Annotated in this window: 13 protein-coding genes and 1 tRNA gene; 9 read left to right on the top strand and 5 right to left on the bottom strand. The window is 39.6% G+C overall.

All coding sequences use genetic code 11. From position 1 onward, the window contains the following. Positions 1-85: 85 nt before the first annotated feature. A tRNA-Leu gene (locus GD597_RS16575) sits at positions 86-167 on the bottom strand. A 609-nt stretch (positions 168-776) separates the two neighbouring features. On the opposite strand from GD597_RS16575, the gene secA reads away from it, so the two are divergent. The 7 genes from secA (at position 777) to GD597_RS16540 (ending at position 12254) form a co-directional block, all read left to right on the top strand. Next, positions 777-4103 (top strand): preprotein translocase subunit SecA, encoded by a 3327-nt coding sequence (gene secA / locus GD597_RS16570; RefSeq protein WP_171609013.1) that lies wholly within the window; start codon positions 777-779, stop codon positions 4101-4103. 165 nt (positions 4104-4268) lie between these two features. Beyond that, positions 4269-4940, top strand: a complete 672-nt coding sequence (gene deoC, locus GD597_RS16565; protein ID WP_171609012.1) for a deoxyribose-phosphate aldolase — start codon at positions 4269-4271, stop codon at positions 4938-4940. A gap of 42 nt (positions 4941-4982) precedes the next feature. Next, positions 4983-5423: an SPOR domain-containing protein gene (locus tag GD597_RS16560; protein WP_171609011.1), complete on the top strand. Its 441-nt coding sequence runs from the start codon at positions 4983-4985 to the stop codon at positions 5421-5423. Between the two features lie 11 nt (positions 5424-5434). After that, positions 5435-6610, top strand: coding sequence for a M20 metallopeptidase family protein (locus GD597_RS16555; RefSeq protein WP_171609010.1), 1176 nt, complete (start codon positions 5435-5437; stop codon positions 6608-6610). Between the two features lie 86 nt (positions 6611-6696). Beyond that, positions 6697-8676 carry a tetratricopeptide repeat-containing sensor histidine kinase gene (locus tag GD597_RS16550; protein ID WP_171609009.1) on the top strand — a complete coding sequence of 660 codons (1980 nt, stop codon included), beginning with the start codon at positions 6697-6699 and terminating at the stop codon, positions 8674-8676. A 329-nt stretch (positions 8677-9005) separates the two neighbouring features. Beyond that, a complete protein-coding gene (locus GD597_RS22155; protein ID WP_171609008.1) occupies positions 9006-11345 on the top strand; it encodes an NADP-dependent malic enzyme in 2340 nt (779 codons plus the stop codon). Positions 11346-11510: 165 nt separating this feature from the next. Beyond that, positions 11511-12254, top strand: coding sequence for an MlaE family ABC transporter permease (locus tag GD597_RS16540; RefSeq protein WP_317170319.1), 744 nt, complete (start codon positions 11511-11513; stop codon positions 12252-12254). Positions 12255-12417: 163 nt separating this feature from the next. Here the strand turns inward: GD597_RS16540 and bshA are convergent, their stop codons facing one another. After that, positions 12418-13560: an N-acetyl-alpha-D-glucosaminyl L-malate synthase BshA gene (gene bshA / locus GD597_RS16535; RefSeq protein ID WP_171609007.1), complete on the bottom strand. Its 1143-nt coding sequence runs from the start codon at positions 13558-13560 to the stop codon at positions 12418-12420. A 272-nt stretch (positions 13561-13832) separates the two neighbouring features. Between bshA and GD597_RS16530 the strand changes: the two genes are divergently transcribed. Beyond that, entirely contained in the window at positions 13833-15224 is a 1392-nt protein-coding gene (locus GD597_RS16530; RefSeq protein WP_171609006.1) for a M20/M25/M40 family metallo-hydrolase, read from the top strand. A 1-nt stretch (position 15225) separates the two neighbouring features. After that, positions 15226-15630, top strand: a complete 405-nt coding sequence (locus GD597_RS16525) for a hypothetical protein (protein WP_171609005.1) — start codon at positions 15226-15228, stop codon at positions 15628-15630. Between the two features lies 1 nt (position 15631). Here GD597_RS16525 and GD597_RS16520 read toward each other — a convergent pair whose 3' ends face one another. From GD597_RS16520 to GD597_RS16510, 3 genes are all read right to left on the bottom strand, one after another. Then, positions 15632-16393 (bottom strand): SAM-dependent methyltransferase, encoded by a 762-nt coding sequence (locus GD597_RS16520; RefSeq protein ID WP_235954334.1) that lies wholly within the window; start codon positions 16391-16393, stop codon positions 15632-15634. 116 nt (positions 16394-16509) lie between these two features. Continuing rightward, a complete protein-coding gene (locus GD597_RS16515; protein WP_171609004.1) occupies positions 16510-16974 on the bottom strand; it encodes a hypothetical protein in 465 nt (154 codons plus the stop codon). A 167-nt stretch (positions 16975-17141) separates the two neighbouring features. Continuing rightward, a complete protein-coding gene (locus GD597_RS16510; RefSeq protein ID WP_171609003.1) occupies positions 17142-18458 on the bottom strand; it encodes a UDP-glucose dehydrogenase family protein in 1317 nt (438 codons plus the stop codon). Positions 18459-18479 lie beyond the last annotated feature (21 nt).

Below are 18479 nucleotides of genomic sequence, written 5' to 3'. Positions count from 1 at the left end.
CTTTTCTTGTATAATAAAAAGGAACAGGGAATCTTGAATAAATAAGCGGTATTCATTATTCCATGTTCCTTTTATAATTGAATCGTGCGGATGGAGGGGGTCGAACCCACATGCCTTGCGGCGCTAGATCCTAAGTCTAGTGCGTCTGCCAATTTCGCCACATCCGCTTTTAAAGAAATTCATTCTTACCGGTTACATCTGCGGGTAGCAGTACAACCTAATCAGCATATTATCTTTAAATCAGGGGCGCAAAAATAGGGGAATTTGTTGAAAAGGCAAATCCAAAAAAAAGTTCTCTAATTATTTTAAGTAAATGTGTTGGTATAAATGTGGGTTTAAAATTACATCGGGCGTGCCCCTTCGGGTCGGGCTATTCGCTGCAAGTCCTCGCTGCACTTCGTTTGCTGCGGGCTTTCCGCTGCTATCCCTCACGCAAAACCAGCAAGTAAACCCGCTGTTAAAAGCCCAATAGCAATATGAAAGTACAAGTGTGCGACGCAAGAAAAGAGGAACAGAAAGAAAAAGCCGGGCTACAAAAAGATATCACAACAGGTACAAAAAGCCCGTAAAAATGAATAAGGTTTTAAAAAACAGTTAACCTTGGCCTTTAAGCAGCCTGTATAGGTTGAAGGCCCAACAAGGCTATTGCAAATTGATTACCTTTGCCCACTTTCAATAAAACTGCTGTCAATTTGGCTAAAAAATTCGAATAGCATGGTTTTTGAAAAATGGAAAGAATTAGAAAAAAATTATTTATCAATACCCAATTATAATACATGCTGAAGCTTATTTCCAAACTTTTAGGAGGTAATAAAAGTGAAAAAGATGTAAAATTGTTAGAGCCGGTTATAGCGAAAGTAAACCAGTTTTTTCAGCAATACCAATCGTTAAGCAACGATGCACTCAGGGGCAAAACAAATGAATTCAGGGCCAGAATTAAAGAGCACCTGAAAGAAATAGATGCCATAATTAGTGAAAAGAAAGAAGCTGCAGAGGCCTTGCCCGAAGAGCAGATTCAGCAGCGGGATGTAATTTACCAGGAAATAGATTTGCTGGCCAAAGACCGTAACAAAAAGATAGAAGAAGTATTAGAGCAAATTTTGCCCGAAGCTTTTGCCGTTATAAAAGAAACCGCCCGCCGCTTTAAAGAAAATATCCAAATGGTGGCCACAGCTACCCCACAGGACAGGGACCTGAGTGTTAAAAAAGATTATATATCTATTGATGGCGATAATTCAGTTTTTCAAAACAGCTGGACCGCAGGTGGTGGAAAAGTAACCTGGAACATGGTACACTACGATGTACAGTTAATTGGTGGTAGTGTACTACACCAGGGTAAAATTGCAGAAATGGCCACCGGTGAAGGTAAAACACTGGTATCTACTTTACCTGCATACCTAAACGCTTTACCCGGCGAAGGAGTACATATAGTTACGGTAAATGATTACCTGGCCCGTCGTGACTCTGAGTGGAACGGACCTATATTTGAATGGCTTGGATTAACAGTTGACTGTATTGATAAGCATACCCCCAATAGTGCACAACGCAGGGCAGCTTATATGGCAGATATTACTTATGGTACCAATAATGAATTTGGTTTTGACTATTTGCGTGATAACATGGTACACACACCAGATGAAATGGTACAACGCAAACACCATTTTGCCATGGTGGATGAGGTTGACTCTGTATTAATTGATGATGCACGTACACCGCTGATTATTTCGGGCCCTATTGGCCATAGCGATAATACTCAGCAATTTTTTGATCTTAAACCAAGAATTGAAAAACTGGTAGAAGCCCAAAAAAGAGCAACCAACCAGTTTTTAAACGAGGCCCGCAAAAAAATTGCCGAGGGAAATGATGATCCTAAAGATGGCGGACTTGCTTTATACCGCTCACACCGTGGCTTACCCAAAAACAGTGCATTAATTAAATTTTTAAGTGAGCCTGGTGTAAGGCAGAAAATGCAGAAGTCAGAGAATTATTATCTGGCCGATCAGCAAAAAGAAATGCCAAAAGTAGATGAGGAATTATACTTCTACATCGATGAAAAAAATAACTCTGTTGAATTAACCGATAAAGGTATTCAACTTATTACCCGTGCCGGAGAAGATCCTAATTTCTTTATTATCCCCGATATTGGCGTAGACCTTGCATTGGTGGATAATGATGCAGTATCTCCTGCTGAGGAAAAAATAAAACGTAAAGAAGCTATTTTAAACGAATATGCTACCAAAACAGATCGTATACATACAGTTCAACAACTTTTAAAGGCTTATACCCTATTTGATAAAGATGTAGAATATGTAGTAATGGATGGCGGCGTTAAAATTGTAGACGAACAAACAGGCCGTATATTAGATGGCCGCCGTTACAGTGATGGCTTACACCAGGCTTTGGAAGCTAAAGAGAATGTAAAAATTGAAGCTACCACCCAAACCTATGCTACTGTTACCTTACAAAACTATTTCCGTATGTATCACAAGCTATGTGGTATGACGGGTACAGCTGAAACAGAAGCTGCAGAGTTTTGGAGTATTTATAAATTAGATGTTGTTACCGTTCCAACCAATGTAAAAGCCATCAGAAACGATGAGCACGACCTGGTATATAAAACCAAACGTGAAAAATACGGTGCAGTAATTGATAAAATAGAAGAACTACGCAATGCAGGCCGACCTGTACTGGTAGGTACTACCTCGGTTGAAGTAAGTGAATTGCTTAGCCGTATGCTAAAGCAAAAACAAATACCGCACAATGTATTAAACGCCAAACAACATGCCCGTGAAGCACAGGTAGTTGCAGAAGCAGGTTTGGCAGGCGCCATTACCATTGCCACCAATATGGCCGGTCGTGGTACTGATATTAAACTGGGGCCCAACGTAAAAGAAGCAGGCGGTTTAGCCATTATAGGTACTGAGCGGCATGAAAGCCGCCGTGTAGACAGGCAGTTACGTGGACGCGCTGGTCGCCAGGGCGACCCCGGCTCTACTCAATTCTATGTTTCGCTGGAAGATGATTTAATGCGCATGTTTGGCAGTGAACGTATTGCCAAGGTAATGGACTTTGCAGGGTACAAACCAGGTGAAGTTATACAGCACAGCATGATTACCAAAAGTATTGAACGTGCCCAGAAAAAAGTGGAAGAAAACAACTTTGGCATCCGTAAACGCTTGTTGGAGTACGACGATGTAATGAACAAACAAAGAACAGTTGTTTATACCAAGCGCAGCCACGCTTTGTTTGGCGAAAGATTGGCATTAGACCTGGACAATGCATTTTATGATGTAGCAGAAGGTCTGGTAAATACGTTTAAAGAACGTAACGATTTTGATGGTTTCCGATTAGAAGTAATTGTAAATTTTGGCCTCGATACCAAAATAACTGCCGACGAGTTTACTAAAGAAAGCGAACAAAAACTGGCCGATAAATTATATACAGAAGCATTTGGTAATTACCAGCAAAGAAGACACGCTATTATGCAGCATGTTATTCCTGTATTTAAAAATATCCGCCAGGCCCAGGGTGCGCATATAGAAAATGTAGTTGTACCATTTAGCGACGGCAGAAAAGGTTTACAGGTTTTAGCCAATTTAGATAAAACCCTAAATAGCAATGGAGGCGAATTGGTAAATGCATTGGAACGCACCATCACATTGGCGCTTATAGATGATGAATGGAAAGAACACCTGCGTGCCATGGACGATTTAAAGCAAAGCGTACAAACCGCCCATTACGAACAAAAAGACCCGCTGGTTATTTACAAAGGCGAAGCATATATGTTATTCAAACAAATGAATGCCGGTGTTAACAAAGACATTGTTAATTTTCTGTGCCATGCCGATATTCCTTCTGAGGAACGCCAACCCCAGCAAATACGTGAAGGCCGTGAGCAAAAGACCGACATGAGCCGCTTAAAAGCCAACAAAGAACAGATAGACGCTGCCGGACAGGATTACGCAGCCAACGAAAACGATTATTTAGATCCCACTCCCGTTAAACAGGAACCCGTAAAAGTGGGTCCAAAAATTGGCCGTAACGATCCCTGCCCTTGTGGTAGTGGCAAAAAATATAAAGCCTGTCACGGTAAGGATGCATAAAATAAAAACCCCGCAAAACAGCGGGGTTTTTATGTAAGCTGTATTTTTGAGCCTATCAAAAGCTATAAAAACAAGTATGGGCCCGGCTAATAAAACAAATAGCATCGCCGCTTGCGTCGCACACTTCAGGGTTCCGCATTCATAGCATCAATTTAAAAACAAAGCATGAAACTAAACGGTTATATAGATCATACCATACTAAAGCCAACCACATTAATAAGCGATGTAGAGAAGCTATGCAAAGAAGCTATTCAACATCAGTTTGCAGCGGTATGTGTACCACCACCTTTTATAAAAACTGCCAAACAATTTTTACAGGGTTCAACTGTTAAAACAGCCACCGTAATAGGTTTCCCCTTTGGCTACAGTGCTATAGAAGCAAAAATTGCAGAAGTTGTGTTAGCCATGATAGATGGGGTAGATGAACTGGATATTGTTATTAACCTCATAGCCCTAAAAAACAACGATTGGCAATATCTGGCCAACGAAATAAGCCATATCATCCCAGTTATAAAACAACAACAAAAAACTGTAAAAATAATTATTGAATCAGGCATATTAACCAACGATGAAATAATCAAATGCTGCCAGTTATATGCTCCAGCCGGCATAGATTTCATGAAAACATCTACAGGTTATGCTGAGCAAGGTGCTACTGTAGAAGCTGTTGAACTTATGCGCAAACATTTATCACCATCCATTCAAATAAAAGCTTCCGGCGGTATTAAAACCTATGCCTTTGCAAAAGCCCTTATAGAAGGTGGTGCCACACGATTAGGCTGTAGCGCCGGTGTTGCCATTGTACAGCAACAGGATGCAACAGCTGCCGGATATTAATGCTGGCATCATTTTTAGTTAGTATGATTAATAAATTGCCATATGATTAAAGCAATCCTATTTTGTTCATTTGCATTCATTTACACAAACAGCCTTTTTGCTGCCAGAGATACTGTTATTGTCCATCAGGATAGCCGATTGGAAATTTTTACCCAAAAGGAAGCTGCTGTAAATAAAATTACAGCTCAAATGACGAGTACGGGAAAATTTCGTGGCTATCGCTTACAGGTCTTGAATACACGCAACAGGGAACTGGCATTTAAAACAAAGGCTGATTTATTGAGGCTATTCCCCTCCCAAAAAACATATATATCTTTTCAGGCACCCAATTTCAAAGTACGTATCGGAAATTTTCTAAAAAAACCTGATGCGGTTGCTTTTCAAAAGCAGTTTGCAAAAGCATACAATCAAAATGCTTACATTGTGGAAGATGTAATTGATTATGTGCTCAAAGACGATGATGACGGGGCTACCAATCAGTAAAGAAATTGATTATGCTGAAAGAGAAAATAAAAGATTTAGCTAATAAATACTTAGATAGCAGTATTGCCATTCGCCGCCATCTGCACGCACATCCCGAACTTAGTTACAAAGAATTTGAGACTTCTGCTTTTATACAAGCCAAACTAGCCGAAATGGGTATCCCTTTTCAGATAATGGCAACTACTGGGGTAGTTGCACTGATTAAAGGTAAAAACCCCGATAGCCGAATAGTTGCTTTACGTGGCGACATGGATGCCTTACCCATTTTTGAAGAAAATAATATCTCCTACAAATCGGTTAATGATGGTGTAATGCATGCCTGCGGGCATGATGTACATACTACCTGTTTGCTAGGTGCTGCCAAAATTCTGCATGAATTAAAAGAAGAATGGGAAGGCACCATAAAATTGATTTTTCAGCCTGGTGAAGAAAAAAACCCCGGTGGTGCCAGTTTAATGATAAAAGATGGTGTGCTGGAAAACCCAGCCCCTAAAGGTATAATTGCCTTGCATGTGCACCCCGGTTTACCATTAGGGCAGTTAAGTTTTAGAAGTGGCAGGGTAATGGCCAGCGCAGATGAAATTTACATTACTATCAAAAGTAAAGGTGGCCATGCTGCGGCCCCTCATTTAACGGCTGATACCATATTAATTGCATCACAAATTATAGTAAGCCTGCAGCAAATAGTTAGTCGAAATAATAATCCAACTACTCCATCAGTACTTTCAATTTGCTCTTTCCATGGGGGCAATACCACCAATGTTATTCCGAGCGAAGTAAAATTAATGGGTACTTTCAGGGCCATGGATGAAACCTGGCGTTACAAGGCGCATGACTTAATCAAACAACAAGTGCTTGGTATGGCAACTGCCATGGGCGCCACAGCCGATATATTAATTGATGTTGGCTACCCCGCAGTAGACAATGATGAAATATTAAATGAATCTGCAAGAGATTTAGCGGGCATTTATATGGGTCCTGCAAATATTTCAGAAACAGAAATGCGCATGGGTGCAGAAGATTTTGGATATTACACACAATTAATTCCCGGCTGTTTTTTTAGATTAGGCGTAAGAAATGAGGAAGCCGGCATTATTCACAATGTTCATACACCAGTATTTAATATAGATGAAAGAGCCATTGAAACTGGAATGGGTATAATGGCATGGTTAGGTGCAAGTCTTTAATGGCTTATACCATTTTCAATATCCAAAATAAAAATGCAATGCATTGCTCAGCTTTTTTTAAACGCATTATAATTGTTGCCTGCTGTATGGTCATGCTGGTAAAAAGCTATGCCCAACAAATTGAAATAGATGGTTTATTGCAACAACTAAAAGAACATTCCGGGAACGATACAACCTCATTAAAATTATTAATCCAAATTTCAAAAGGATACCAAACAAGCAATTTACGTTCAGCTGAAGGTTATGCATTACAGGCCGACAGCCTGGGCAAAAAAATAAATATTGATAGCTTTACCTGTGCCGCTTTACGCCAATTAACAAGCGTATATACCTGGCAATACAAAACTACCGAAGCTTTAAAAAAGGCATTTACCCTTCTGGAGTATGCAGAAAAAATAAACTCTCCCTATTATTTAAGAGAAGCTTACCTGAGTATTGCCTATGTATACGAAATAGAAAACGATTGGAATAAAGCCCTTATTAATACCAATAAAGCCCTGAAATATGTTGATCAAACCGTAGAATCTCCTGAAAGGGGGTTTATTTATGATTATTTAGGCACCGAATATTTTGGAGTAGGGAAAATAAAAGAAGGCGAAAACTATTTACGAATGGGCAGGAAAATGTTATTAAACGATCCCGCTTCCAAAGCCCATTTAGGCGATCTTGAAATAAATTTTGCCAAGCTTTTCGGTGCTACCAATCGGCTAGACTCCTCTGTTTTTCATTTTACTGAAGCTATAAACATATTTACCCAGCTTGAGCAACCTTATCAGCTTGCTGATGTATACCAGCAAATGGGAGATATGTACGAATCCTTTAAACTACACGCACAGGCTAAAGGCTGTTATGAAAAAACAATTTCCAATTATAAAAAAGGTGATATTTCTGAACCAGATTATGCACTGGCTTTATTAGGTCTGGGTGCGGTAGCCCTGGCCGAAAAGGATTACAAAAAAGCTTCCGAAATATTTCACAGCGAATTTGAAAAAATTAAAGCAGCTAAAATTCTTGATCCCCAACTCAAATACCTGCGGTATATGGCCGAGGTAGATTCTGTATTGGGCAATTACCAGGAAGCATATGCTCACCTTAAATATTACACCACCCTTTACGATAGTAGTTATAACTATAAAACAAACAAAGGTTTACAACGTTCACAGGTAGAAGAACAGGTTAAAGAAAAAGAAGCAGAAAACAAACGCCTGCAGGACGAGCAAATGAAAAACAATTATTTGCTGGGAGCACTGGTTTTTGTGTTTGTATTAATCTGTTTTTTTCTGTTTTTCTTATACCGTCAAAAAACTGCAGCTTTAAAAACTTCCCGTGAATTACAACTCTTTACAGCAGAAAAGAATAAAGAACTGGCCATTATAAATGGTGTAAAAGATAAGCTTATCTCCATGATAGCACACGATGTACGCTCACCGCTTACCTCCCTGCAAAGCACCCTATACCTCACCCGTGAAAAAATCATGAACGAAGAAGAGTTTACGCAGTTAAGCCTTTTGCTGGATAATGATATCGGCCATTTAATGAGCATGCTGGATAACACCTTACTCTGGGCCAGAGAACAAATAAGTGATCTTAAAATTCACAAACAAATTTTTAACCTGCATACCTGTGCGGCAGATGTAATTAATATGCATCACCAATTAATTCAGGATAAACAATTACTGGTACAAAACCTTATTCCGGCAAACCTAATGGTTAAAACCGATAAGCAAATCATCTTAACGGTATTTAGAAACCTGTTATCAAATGCCATAAAATTTACTCCCAGCGGCAAAACTATTACCATACAAAGCACCGCCGGAGAAAATAAAATAACAGTTTCATTTAAAGATGAAGGTTCGGGTATTGATGCAGATATTATGGAGAAAATTAATAACAGGGAATTTATTAGCACCCGCGGTACCAATAACGAAAAAGGCACCGGTCTGGGTTTAATGTTCACCTTCGATCTGCTTTCAAAAATGGGCGAAACCATTCATATAAATACCGCACCACAAAAGGGTACCGAAATAATATTTTCAATTAGTACAGAGCATTTAACTACTGTTTAAAGCACCATTAATTATAATACCTGCTGCAGCAAAAATGGCAGCATCCTTGCGTCGCAATCCTTTCATCTGCAGATTATAAATGATGCAGCAGACAGGCAAAATAAACTATCATTTTCAACAGCTGCATTACCAAAAAAGCGTACAAGTGTGCGACGCAAGTAAAGTTCATGTTAGCTTTAATTGCCGGGCCCATAAAATAACTAACAATTGCATGGCTATACTTTTATAACAGTACAACTAATACAATAATCATACATACTTTTACAAAAATTACGTGCACTACAATAAGCATTTGCTGCCGTACAGTTTAAATAAAAGATACAAGAATTATGTCTAACAAACTTAATGTAGAACAAGCGCTGGAATATCACTCCTCAGGCCGGCCGGGCAAAATTGAAGTAATACCTACCAAAGAAGCTAAAACACAAAGAGATCTTTCTTTGGCCTATAGCCCTGGTGTTGCCGAGCCCTGTAAAGAAATTTTTAAAAACCGGGAAGAAATTTACAAATACACTGCCAAGGGCAATCTGGTAGCAGTAATAACCAATGGTACAGCCGTATTGGGTTTAGGTGATATTGGTGCCGAAGCCAGTAAACCAGTAATGGAAGGCAAGGCGGTATTGTTTAAAATTTTTGCCGATATTGATGTATTTGATATTGAGATTAACGAAAAAGACCCCGAAAAATTTGTACAGATAGTTAAAGCCCTGGAACCCACTTTTGGCGGTATTAACCTGGAAGATATAAAAGCACCAGAATGCTTTTACATTGAAAAAATGTTGCGTGAACAATGCAATATTCCCGTAATGCACGACGACCAGCATGGCACTGCCATTATTAGCAGCGCAGCATTATTAAACGCACTTGAACTGCAAAAAAAGAAAATAGAAAAAGTACGTATTGTGGTAAATGGCGCCGGCGCCGCCGCTATGGCCTGTGCGCAATTATATGTGGCATTGGGTGCACGTTACGAAAATTTTATTTTGTTTGATAAAGATGGTGTACTACACAAAGGCCGAACAGATTTGGGAGACATTCGCAAAAAATTTGCTGTAGAGAAAAGCGATTGGACACTGGCCACCGCCATGAAAGATGCAGATGTTTTTCTTGGCCTTAGCGTAGGCAATGTGGTAACACAGGATATGATAAAAAGCATGGCCAAAAACCCCATCGCCTTTGCCATGGCCAACCCTGATCCGGAAATTACCTACGAAAATGCAACAGCGGTTAGAAAAGATTTAATTATGGCCACCGGCCGTAGCGATTACCCTAACCAGGTGAACAATGTATTGGGCTTTCCATATATTTTCAGGGGTGCTTTGGATGTGCGTGCCAAACAAATAAACGAAGCCATGAAACTGGCGGCGGTTAAGGCCCTGGCCCAACTGGCCAAAACACCTGTACCAGACATTGTTAATATGGCTTACAACCAAAAAACAATGGCATTTGGTCCATTATATATCATGCCAAAACCATTAGATCCCCGTTTATTGGCGGCAATTGCACCTGCTGTAGCTAAAGCTGCCATTGAAAGCGGTGTAGCACAAAAAACCATTGATAACTGGGATGCCTATACGGTAGAACTAAATAAAAGACTTGGACTGGATAATCAGGTAATGCGTATTATTGGCCACAAAGCCCGTAAAGACCCCAAACGCATTGTATTTGCAGAAGCAGATAACCAAAAAATACTAAAAGCTGCCAGCATTATTTACGATGATGGCATAGCCTACCCTATTTTATTAGGCGAAGAAGCCAAAATAAAACGTATTGCGCATGAAAACAATATTGATATTGAAGATCTGCCCATAATAGATTCACGCAGCCATGAAACAGAGGCAAAACGCAATTATTACGCTGAACTTTATTTTAAGAAAAGGCAACGCCGCGGACTTAATTTTTATGAAAGTAAAAAGCTAATGCGGGAACGCAACAATTTTGGTTGCATGATGGTAGAAACCGGCGATGCCGATGCCATGATTTCGGGTCTTACCAAAAACTATGCAGAAACAATAAGGCCGGCATTGCAGATTATTGGCGTAGAAGATGGCGTTAAAAAAATTGCCGGTATGTATTTATTGCTTACCCGCAAAGGCCCATTATTTCTGGCAGATACCACGGTAAATTTTAACCCAACTGCCGAAGAATTGGCAGATATTACCATGATGGTGGTACGCGAAGTAAAAAGCTTTAACATTCCCCCACGCATTGCTATGCTTAGTTACAGTAATTTCGGCAGCAGTGATTCGCCTGAAGCCAGATTGGTGGCAGAAGCTACACAACTGGTAAAAGAAAGAGATCCATCCTTAATTATAGATGGTGAAATGCAGGCGTGGGTACCATTTAACAAAGACATACTTAAAGACAACTATCCGTTTAGCACCCTGGTAGATCATGATGTAAATGTGCTAATTTTCCCCAATCTGGCAGCAGGAAACGTAGCTTATAACCTGTTAAAAGAATTGGGTGGCGCCGATGCGATAGGCCCCATCTTGCTGGGCTTAAAAAAACCGGTACACGTTTTACAATTGGGCAGCACGGTGCGTAATATTATTAATATGGCTAATATTGCAGTAGTAGATGCGCAAATGAAAAGCATGGCCAACGTAGAAGATGAAATAAGCAAATCGCCCTGGTGGAAGCGCTTAAAAAAAGGCCACGGTAAATAACACAAATTACCGGTTACTTAATGCACATAAAAATGCATTTTTTAGCCGGGCTATAGTAGTGCTATTTAACCTGCTTGTGTCGCACACTTGTACAACAGCACCATTGGCAGCCATGCATATACAACAACGTACAGGCAGGCAATAAACCAACTAAAAAATAGAATTGTGTTATCACGTTTTTTAAATCATTTAGGCAAGTTTTTGGTAATGCTGCGCAGCATGTTTACCAAACCCGAGAACATGAAAATGTACTGGAAAGAACTCATGCACCAATGCAGCGAAATTGGTATTGGCTCCTTACCCATTGTCATCATCATATCCTTGTTTTTGGGTGCAGTAACTACGGTACAAACGGCATATCAGTTGGTTAGTCCATTAGTGCCTCAAGCCACCATTGCACAAATTGTACGTGATAGCGTTATTCTTGAACTATCGCCTACGGTGGTTTGTATTGTACTGGCTGGTGTGGTAGGCAGCAAAATTGCCAGTGAACTGGGTAATATGCGCACCACAGAACAAATAGATGCGCTGGAAATAATGGGCATAAATACCCGCAGTTATTTAATTATGCCCAAAATACTGGGGGCTTTAATTGTGGTGCCTTTTTTAGTAATCATATCTGCAGTGCTCGCAATTTGGGGTGGTAGAACAGCAGGCGCCATGTCCGGCATATTGCCACCAGAAATTTTTGATAATGGCTTACGCCAAAACCTGAATATTTTCAACATTAATTTTGCCTTGTATAAGGCTTATACATTTGCGTTTATTATTAGTAGTATACCCGCTTACTATGGGTATCATGTACAAGGTGGCGCATTGGAAATTGGCCGTGCCAGTACCACCTCGGTGGTGGTAAGTTGTATTATGATTTTATTTGCCGATTATATACTGGCAGCTATTTTCCTCTAAGCATTTAACCTCTCAACCAATTCACTATTTAAGGGCTCTTTTAGCTGCCTTGCCTACTGCAGTACAAGTGTGCGACGCAAGGATGCTACATAGCAAAACAACTGCATGGCTACACATTTTTCACCGCAAAAAAGTAAGTGAATTTGCACTTATGGAATGCGAACTAAGGCATTTCAATATCACTCATCCGGCAAAAGCGGCTGTACAGTTTTTCGTAAATGGGCACAATATTGTGTATATCAAATTTAAGTGCCTGTTGAAAAGCACCTTCTTTTAAACTTGCCAATAATGCATCGTCGCTAAAAGCTTCTATAGCATATCGGCTCATGGTATCAACATCTCCCAAATTGGCAGTATAGCCTGTAACACCATGTATATTTATTTCGGGCAAACCACCTGTATTGGTGCTAATTACCGGCACACTGGCGGCCATTGCTTCTAAGGCAGCCAAACCAAAACTCTCATATTCTGAGGGAAGAATAAACATATCTGACACCAGTAATATTTCCTCTATTTGCTCCTGCTTACCTACAAAACGTACATCATCATGCACACCCAGTTCTTTGGCCAGTTCTTCTGATACAGGTCTTTCAGGCCCATCGCCAATCATAAGCAATTTGGCAGGTATTTCTTTTCTTACTTTGGCAAATACTTTTATAACATCATTTACTCTTTTTATTTTTCTAAAGTTTGAAGCATGCACCATAATTTTTTCACCCTTTGGCGCAATTACCTGTCTAAAAGCATCAATGGGCTTTTTACTAAAGCGTTTTACATCTACAAAATTGTAAATAACATCTATTTCTTTTGTTATTTTAAATGAGTGAAAAGTTTCTTCCCTAAGGTTATTCGACACTGCAGTAATGGCATCGCTTTCATTGATAGAAAAAGTAACAACGGGTTCATAGGTTTTATCTTTACCCACCAACGTAATATCTGTGCCATGTAATGTGGTAATAAAGGGAATGGTTCTGCCACTTTTTTGTACAATTTGCTTGGCCATATAAGCTGCACTGGCATGCGGAATAGCATAATGCACATGTAACAAATCCAAATCGTGATTATTAATTACATCTACCATGGTACTGGCCAGGGCTATTTCGTAAGGCGGATAATCGAACAAAGGGTAAGTGGGCACCCTTACTTCGTGATAATATATATTGGCATTAAAAACATTTAGTCTAACCGGTTGCTGGTACGTAATAAAATGTACGCTATGGCCTTTATCTGCAAGTGCTTTTCCTAATTCCGTTGCTAAAACCCCGCTACCACCAAAAGTGGGGTAACAAACTATACCTATACGCATATGGCATTCTTTTAATGTGGCAAAGTAACAATCATTTCGGCTTATTGCCATGCCTTTCGTACAATTACAAAATATGCAACATTTAGTTAACGCATACAGGCAGTTTGGCTACCCATATTTGTTAGCGAGCAATAGCATTTTATGTCATCACCTGTTGTGTCACTCACTTGTACGTTCCTCTTTTATGGCAGCTAAAACAATCAGCCCGTAAAAACAGGTTGTTTGAGCTGTAAATAAGAAATACATTCGCTACAGATATTCAAATAATACACATGAAAAAAATATGTTTCCTACTGTTCGCATTACCCGTAGCAGCTCTGGCCCAGCAAACTCAAAACTATACTGCAGACTCTGTATTTATTAAAACCATATCAGATAACATTATGGTTAGCAGGGCTGCCTATAATAACCTGTTTTATCTTACCAAAAAAATAGGTGGGCGTTTGGCCGGATCCCCGCAAATGGTACAGGCCGAAAACTGGGGTTATAGCATCATGGATCAATCCGGCGCCGATAAAGTTAGCATGCAGGAATGTATGGTACCACATTGGGTACGCGGTGGTAAAGACAAAGCAACTGTTTCTTTCACCGCCGGTAAAGGTAAAATTGTAAATATGCCTTTAAACGTATTGGCTTTAGGCAATTCTGAAGGCAGCGGACCAAAAGGCGTAACTGCACCAGTTATAAGGGTAAATAGCTTTGACGAACTGGAGAAAAGAAAATCCGAAATAAAAGGTAAAATTGTTTTTTATAATGTACCCTTTGAAGAAACATTTATTAAAACATTTCAATCTTATGGTAAAAATGTAATGTATCGTGGTGCCGGTGCCAGTCGTGCTGCCAAATATGGTGCTGTAGCAGTAATGGTAAGGTCTATGACACATGCCATGGATAACAACCCCCATACCGGTGCCATGAATTATGCAGATAGTTTACCAAAAATTCCAGCCGTAGCTGTAGGACTTAGGGACGTAGAAAAATTAGATAGCTTATTGGATAACAACACCAATATAACCGCACAAATTTTTACCTATGGCAAAATGTTGCCAGATACTATTGGCCATAATATAATTGGCGAGTTAACAGGTACTGAATACCCCAATGAAATCATAACCGTTGGGGGCCATCTGGATAGCTGGGATGTTAACGAAGGGGCACACGATGATGGTGCAGGCATCATTCAAACCATTGAAGTTTTAAGGGTTTTTGCCGCTTTGGGTTTTAAACCAAAGCATACTATCAGGTTTGTTTTATTTGCCAATGAAGAAAATGGAACAAGGGGTGGTAAACAATATGCTGCGGTTGCTAAAGAAAAAAATGAGAAACACATATTTGCACTGGAATCTGACGAAGGCGGCTTTACGCCACGTGGTTTTGGCTTTGATGTAAATACTGCCGTTTGGTCAAAATTAAATAGCTGGAAGCCGCTATTCACTCCCTATGGCGGCGATGGTTTTACCCAGGGCGGTGGTGGTGCTGATATAGGATATTTAAAAGAAGCCTTCAAAACACCCATGGCCGGCCTTCAGCCAGACTCGCAACGCTACTTTGATGTGCACCATGCAGCATCAGATGTGTTTGAATCGGTGAATATCAGAGAACTAAAACTGGGTGCTGTAAACATGGCTGCTCTTTTGTATCTTGTAGATAAATACGGCTTATAATATGAATAAGAAAAAAATTATCCGCTACATAACACTTGTGTTTGTATTATCATTTGCCATCTTTTTTTATTTCCGCTATTACTGGGTATTTGCTGTAGGCACCAGGGCTGGCGTTTTAAACACTTTTATGGAAAAAGGTGTGCTCTTTAAAACCTGGGAAGGTAAAATAATACAGAGTGGTTTTAAAGCCAATGTACAAAGCAACGAGTTTGAATTTAGCGTAGAAAACGAAAGAGTAGCCAAACTACTTAACGATAACCCGGGCACCGAGGTACAGGTGCAATACCGCGAATACCTTGGTGCATTACCATGGCGCGGCATGCAGGTATATATTGTAGACAGTGTTTACCAAATAAAAGGTGTTACACTGGATAAAGGCGTAACGCCAACACTGCAGGGCAAGTAAATTATCCTGCATGCAGTAAAAAAATAGCAGGGCGTTTATGTAATTGAATGCCCTGCTCTTTTTTCCAGTCCTTAATTTTTTTAGTAACAATACTTTCTCCGGGTGCTGTAATATCTACAGCAATACATAACCTGGTATCTGCATGGCAGGTTATCAAAATATCATTTAAAAGGGCATTGTTACGGTAAGGGGTTTCAATAAAAATTTCTGTACAATTTCTTTTTTGCGAGTCGGTTTCCAATGCTTTTATAGACACCTTTCTTTCAGCAGTTTCAATAGGCAAATAACCATTAAACATAAAGCCCTGCCCGTTCATACCACTAGCCATTAAAGCCAGCAAAATAGAACTGGGCCCAACTAATGGTTTAACAACTGCATTTATCTGTTGTGCAGCTTCTACCAATACCTGCCCCGGATCGGCTATACCCGGACAACCGGCTTCGCTCACAATACCTATATTTTTACCTTGTTGTAAACAGGCTATAAAACTTGCTTTAACTGCTGCCTCCGCCTTATGTATGGTATGCCATTCATAATTATCAATAACCATTTCACGCCAAAGTTTTTTAAAAAACCTGCGTGCGGTTTTTTCCTGCTCAACAAAAAAAACATCACATGCTTTTATGGCATCCGTAATATAAGCCGGCAATGCGGCTAATGCTTGCTCATCTTCATGTAAAACTGTTGGTATTAAATAAACACTGCCCGTCATGCCACAAAATAAAGCGTTCTGCAGGTAACTGCAAAAATGCTTTCTCTTCAAAGAGGGAATAATTTTGGAACCCGGCTAACCAAGTCATGCGGCTTTACTTGCGTCGCACACTGCAACGCAAGATTATATCTTCAACTTTACTTTCGGGAATGCGATATCCAGCCAAATTAACCTTCAAAAGAATCGGCGTGTTTTTTAACCAATTTATAAGTCCAAATAATATGAACCAGCAATAAAGCACAAAACACCAATAGCACGGTTGCAACATTAATCAGCATTTGGTGGGGGTCGGCAATTTTTTCAGGCATTTCACTTAATAAATCATCAAAAGTATCAGGGTTGTAATAAATATAGATGCTATTACTAATGCCAAGTATACTAAATACCAATGCCACAATACCATTTACCTGTAACCAGTCTTTTTGCTTTTTACTCATTTTTTGCAGTTTCATTATCACCTCCAAATAAAACTTATTGGCAAACCATCCATACAACACCACCGAAGCCATTAAAAAAACCTGCAACAATCCGGCAGGATTAGATAGCGAAACCATCAAACCCACTGCAGTAATAACAGCCAGAAATGCACAAAAAAAGTTTACAAAAAAACTAAGTATCCTATATAAGCCCATTGAAAAATGTTTAGTGGTGCAATTTGCAATAAAAATGGCAGCAACAATCAAAAAATGTTGTCTGCGGTAAAGGGCATAAAAAAACTATGCAGTAAAACTGGTATAATCCATATCACTGCATAGCTAACATTATTAAACTAAAGGACAACTATTATTCTTCAGCTGCATTAACGCATACCTATACAATAATAATCAAATCCTCTTTGTATCATTTCTTCGGCATTGTAAATATTTCTGCCATCAAAAACTACATGACCAGCCATATTAGATTTTACATGATTCCAATCGGGCAAACGAAATTCAGCCCACTCTGTAACCAGTAAAAGGGCATCTGCTCCAATTGTAGCTGCCATTGGTTCTTCGCAAAGTTCTACTTCCGGGCTTAGCATATGTTTTGCCTCCTTCATAGATACTGGGTCATAGGCTTTTACCTTGGCACCGCCTTTTAACAAAGCTTCGATAATTACCAGGGCTGGTGCCTCACGCATATCATCGGTATTTGGTTTAAATGCCAAACCCCATATAGCAAAGATTTTGCCACTGATATCGCTGTTAAAATGTTTGTTTATTTTATTTACCAACACCATTTTCTGGTCATTATTCACCTCGTCAACAGCACTCAAAATCCTGAGCTTATAGCTATTTTGTTCACCGGTTTTAACCAAAGCTTTTACGTCTTTAGGAAAACATGAACCACCATAACCAATACCTGGATATATAAATTTGGTACCAATACGGGCGTCGCTACCAATACCTTTACGTACTTCATTAACGTTAGCACCAACCAAATCACACAAGTTGGCGATATCATTCATAAATGAAATTTTGGTAGCCAGCATGGCATTGGCTGCGTATTTTGTCATTTCCGCAGAAGGAATATCCATAAAATAAATTGGGTGACCATTTAAAACAAATGGGTCATACAATTTACGTAAGGTACTTTTTGCCCTTTCAGACTCTACACCAATTACAATACGGTCTGGTTTTAAAAAGTCATCAATAGCTGCACCTTCTTTTAAGAATTCCGGATTAGAAGCCACATCAAACTCAATACTCGCACTTCTGGCAGCAAGTGCTGCTGCAATAGCGCTTTTAACTTTTGCAGCCGTACCAACGGGAACTGTACTTTTGGTAACCACAACCAAATAATCAGTCATGTTTTTACCAACTGTGTCTGCCACCTGAATTACATACTGCAAATCAGCACTTCCATCCTCACCGGGAGGGGTACCTACTGCAATAAAAACTACATCGGCACCAATGATGGTTTGGCCAATGTCAGTTGAAAATTTCAGGCGATTTTTTTTGGTGTTTCTCTCAACCAAACCATCAAGGCCTGGTTCATAAATGGGAAGGATTCCCTTTTTTAGGTTTTCGATTTTTTGCACGTTTACATCGATACAGGTAACGTCAATACCTACTTCTGATAAACAGGCTCCGGTAACAAGACCTACATATCCTGTACCTACTACGACTACTTTCATAATTATTGAATTTTAGATTAG

Source organism: Limnovirga soli (assembly GCF_013106755.1).
Classification (GTDB): domain Bacteria; phylum Bacteroidota; class Bacteroidia; order Chitinophagales; family Chitinophagaceae; genus Limnovirga; species Limnovirga soli.
The sequence above is the reverse complement of the archived record's forward strand: the minus strand, read 5'-3'. Positions and strand labels throughout refer to the sequence as shown.

What these genes read in the sequence shown, in the direction of transcription:
- secA (WP_171609013.1), top strand. Translation starts at nt 777, where the DNA reads ATGCTGAAGCTTATTTCCAAACTTTTAGGAGGTAATAAAAGTGAAAAA.
- GD597_RS16560 (WP_171609011.1), top strand. Translation starts at nt 4,983, where the DNA reads ATGATTAAAGCAATCCTATTTTGTTCATTTGCATTCATTTACACAAAC.
- GD597_RS16530 (WP_171609006.1), top strand. Translation starts at nt 13,833, where the DNA reads ATGAAAAAAATATGTTTCCTACTGTTCGCATTACCCGTAGCAGCTCTG.
- GD597_RS16525 (WP_171609005.1), top strand. Translation starts at nt 15,226, where the DNA reads ATGAATAAGAAAAAAATTATCCGCTACATAACACTTGTGTTTGTATTA.
- deoC (WP_171609012.1), top strand. Translation starts at nt 4,269, where the DNA reads ATGAAACTAAACGGTTATATAGATCATACCATACTAAAGCCAACCACA.
- GD597_RS22155 (WP_171609008.1), top strand. Translation starts at nt 9,006, where the DNA reads ATGTCTAACAAACTTAATGTAGAACAAGCGCTGGAATATCACTCCTCA.
- bshA (WP_171609007.1), bottom strand. Translation starts at nt 13,560, where the DNA reads ATGCGTATAGGTATAGTTTGTTACCCCACTTTTGGTGGTAGCGGGGTT.
- GD597_RS16515 (WP_171609004.1), bottom strand. Translation starts at nt 16,974, where the DNA reads ATGGGCTTATATAGGATACTTAGTTTTTTTGTAAACTTTTTTTGTGCA.
- GD597_RS16550 (WP_171609009.1), top strand. Translation starts at nt 6,697, where the DNA reads ATGGTCATGCTGGTAAAAAGCTATGCCCAACAAATTGAAATAGATGGT.
- GD597_RS16555 (WP_171609010.1), top strand. Translation starts at nt 5,435, where the DNA reads ATGCTGAAAGAGAAAATAAAAGATTTAGCTAATAAATACTTAGATAGC.
- GD597_RS16510 (WP_171609003.1), bottom strand. Translation starts at nt 18,458, where the DNA reads ATGAAAGTAGTCGTAGTAGGTACAGGATATGTAGGTCTTGTTACCGGA.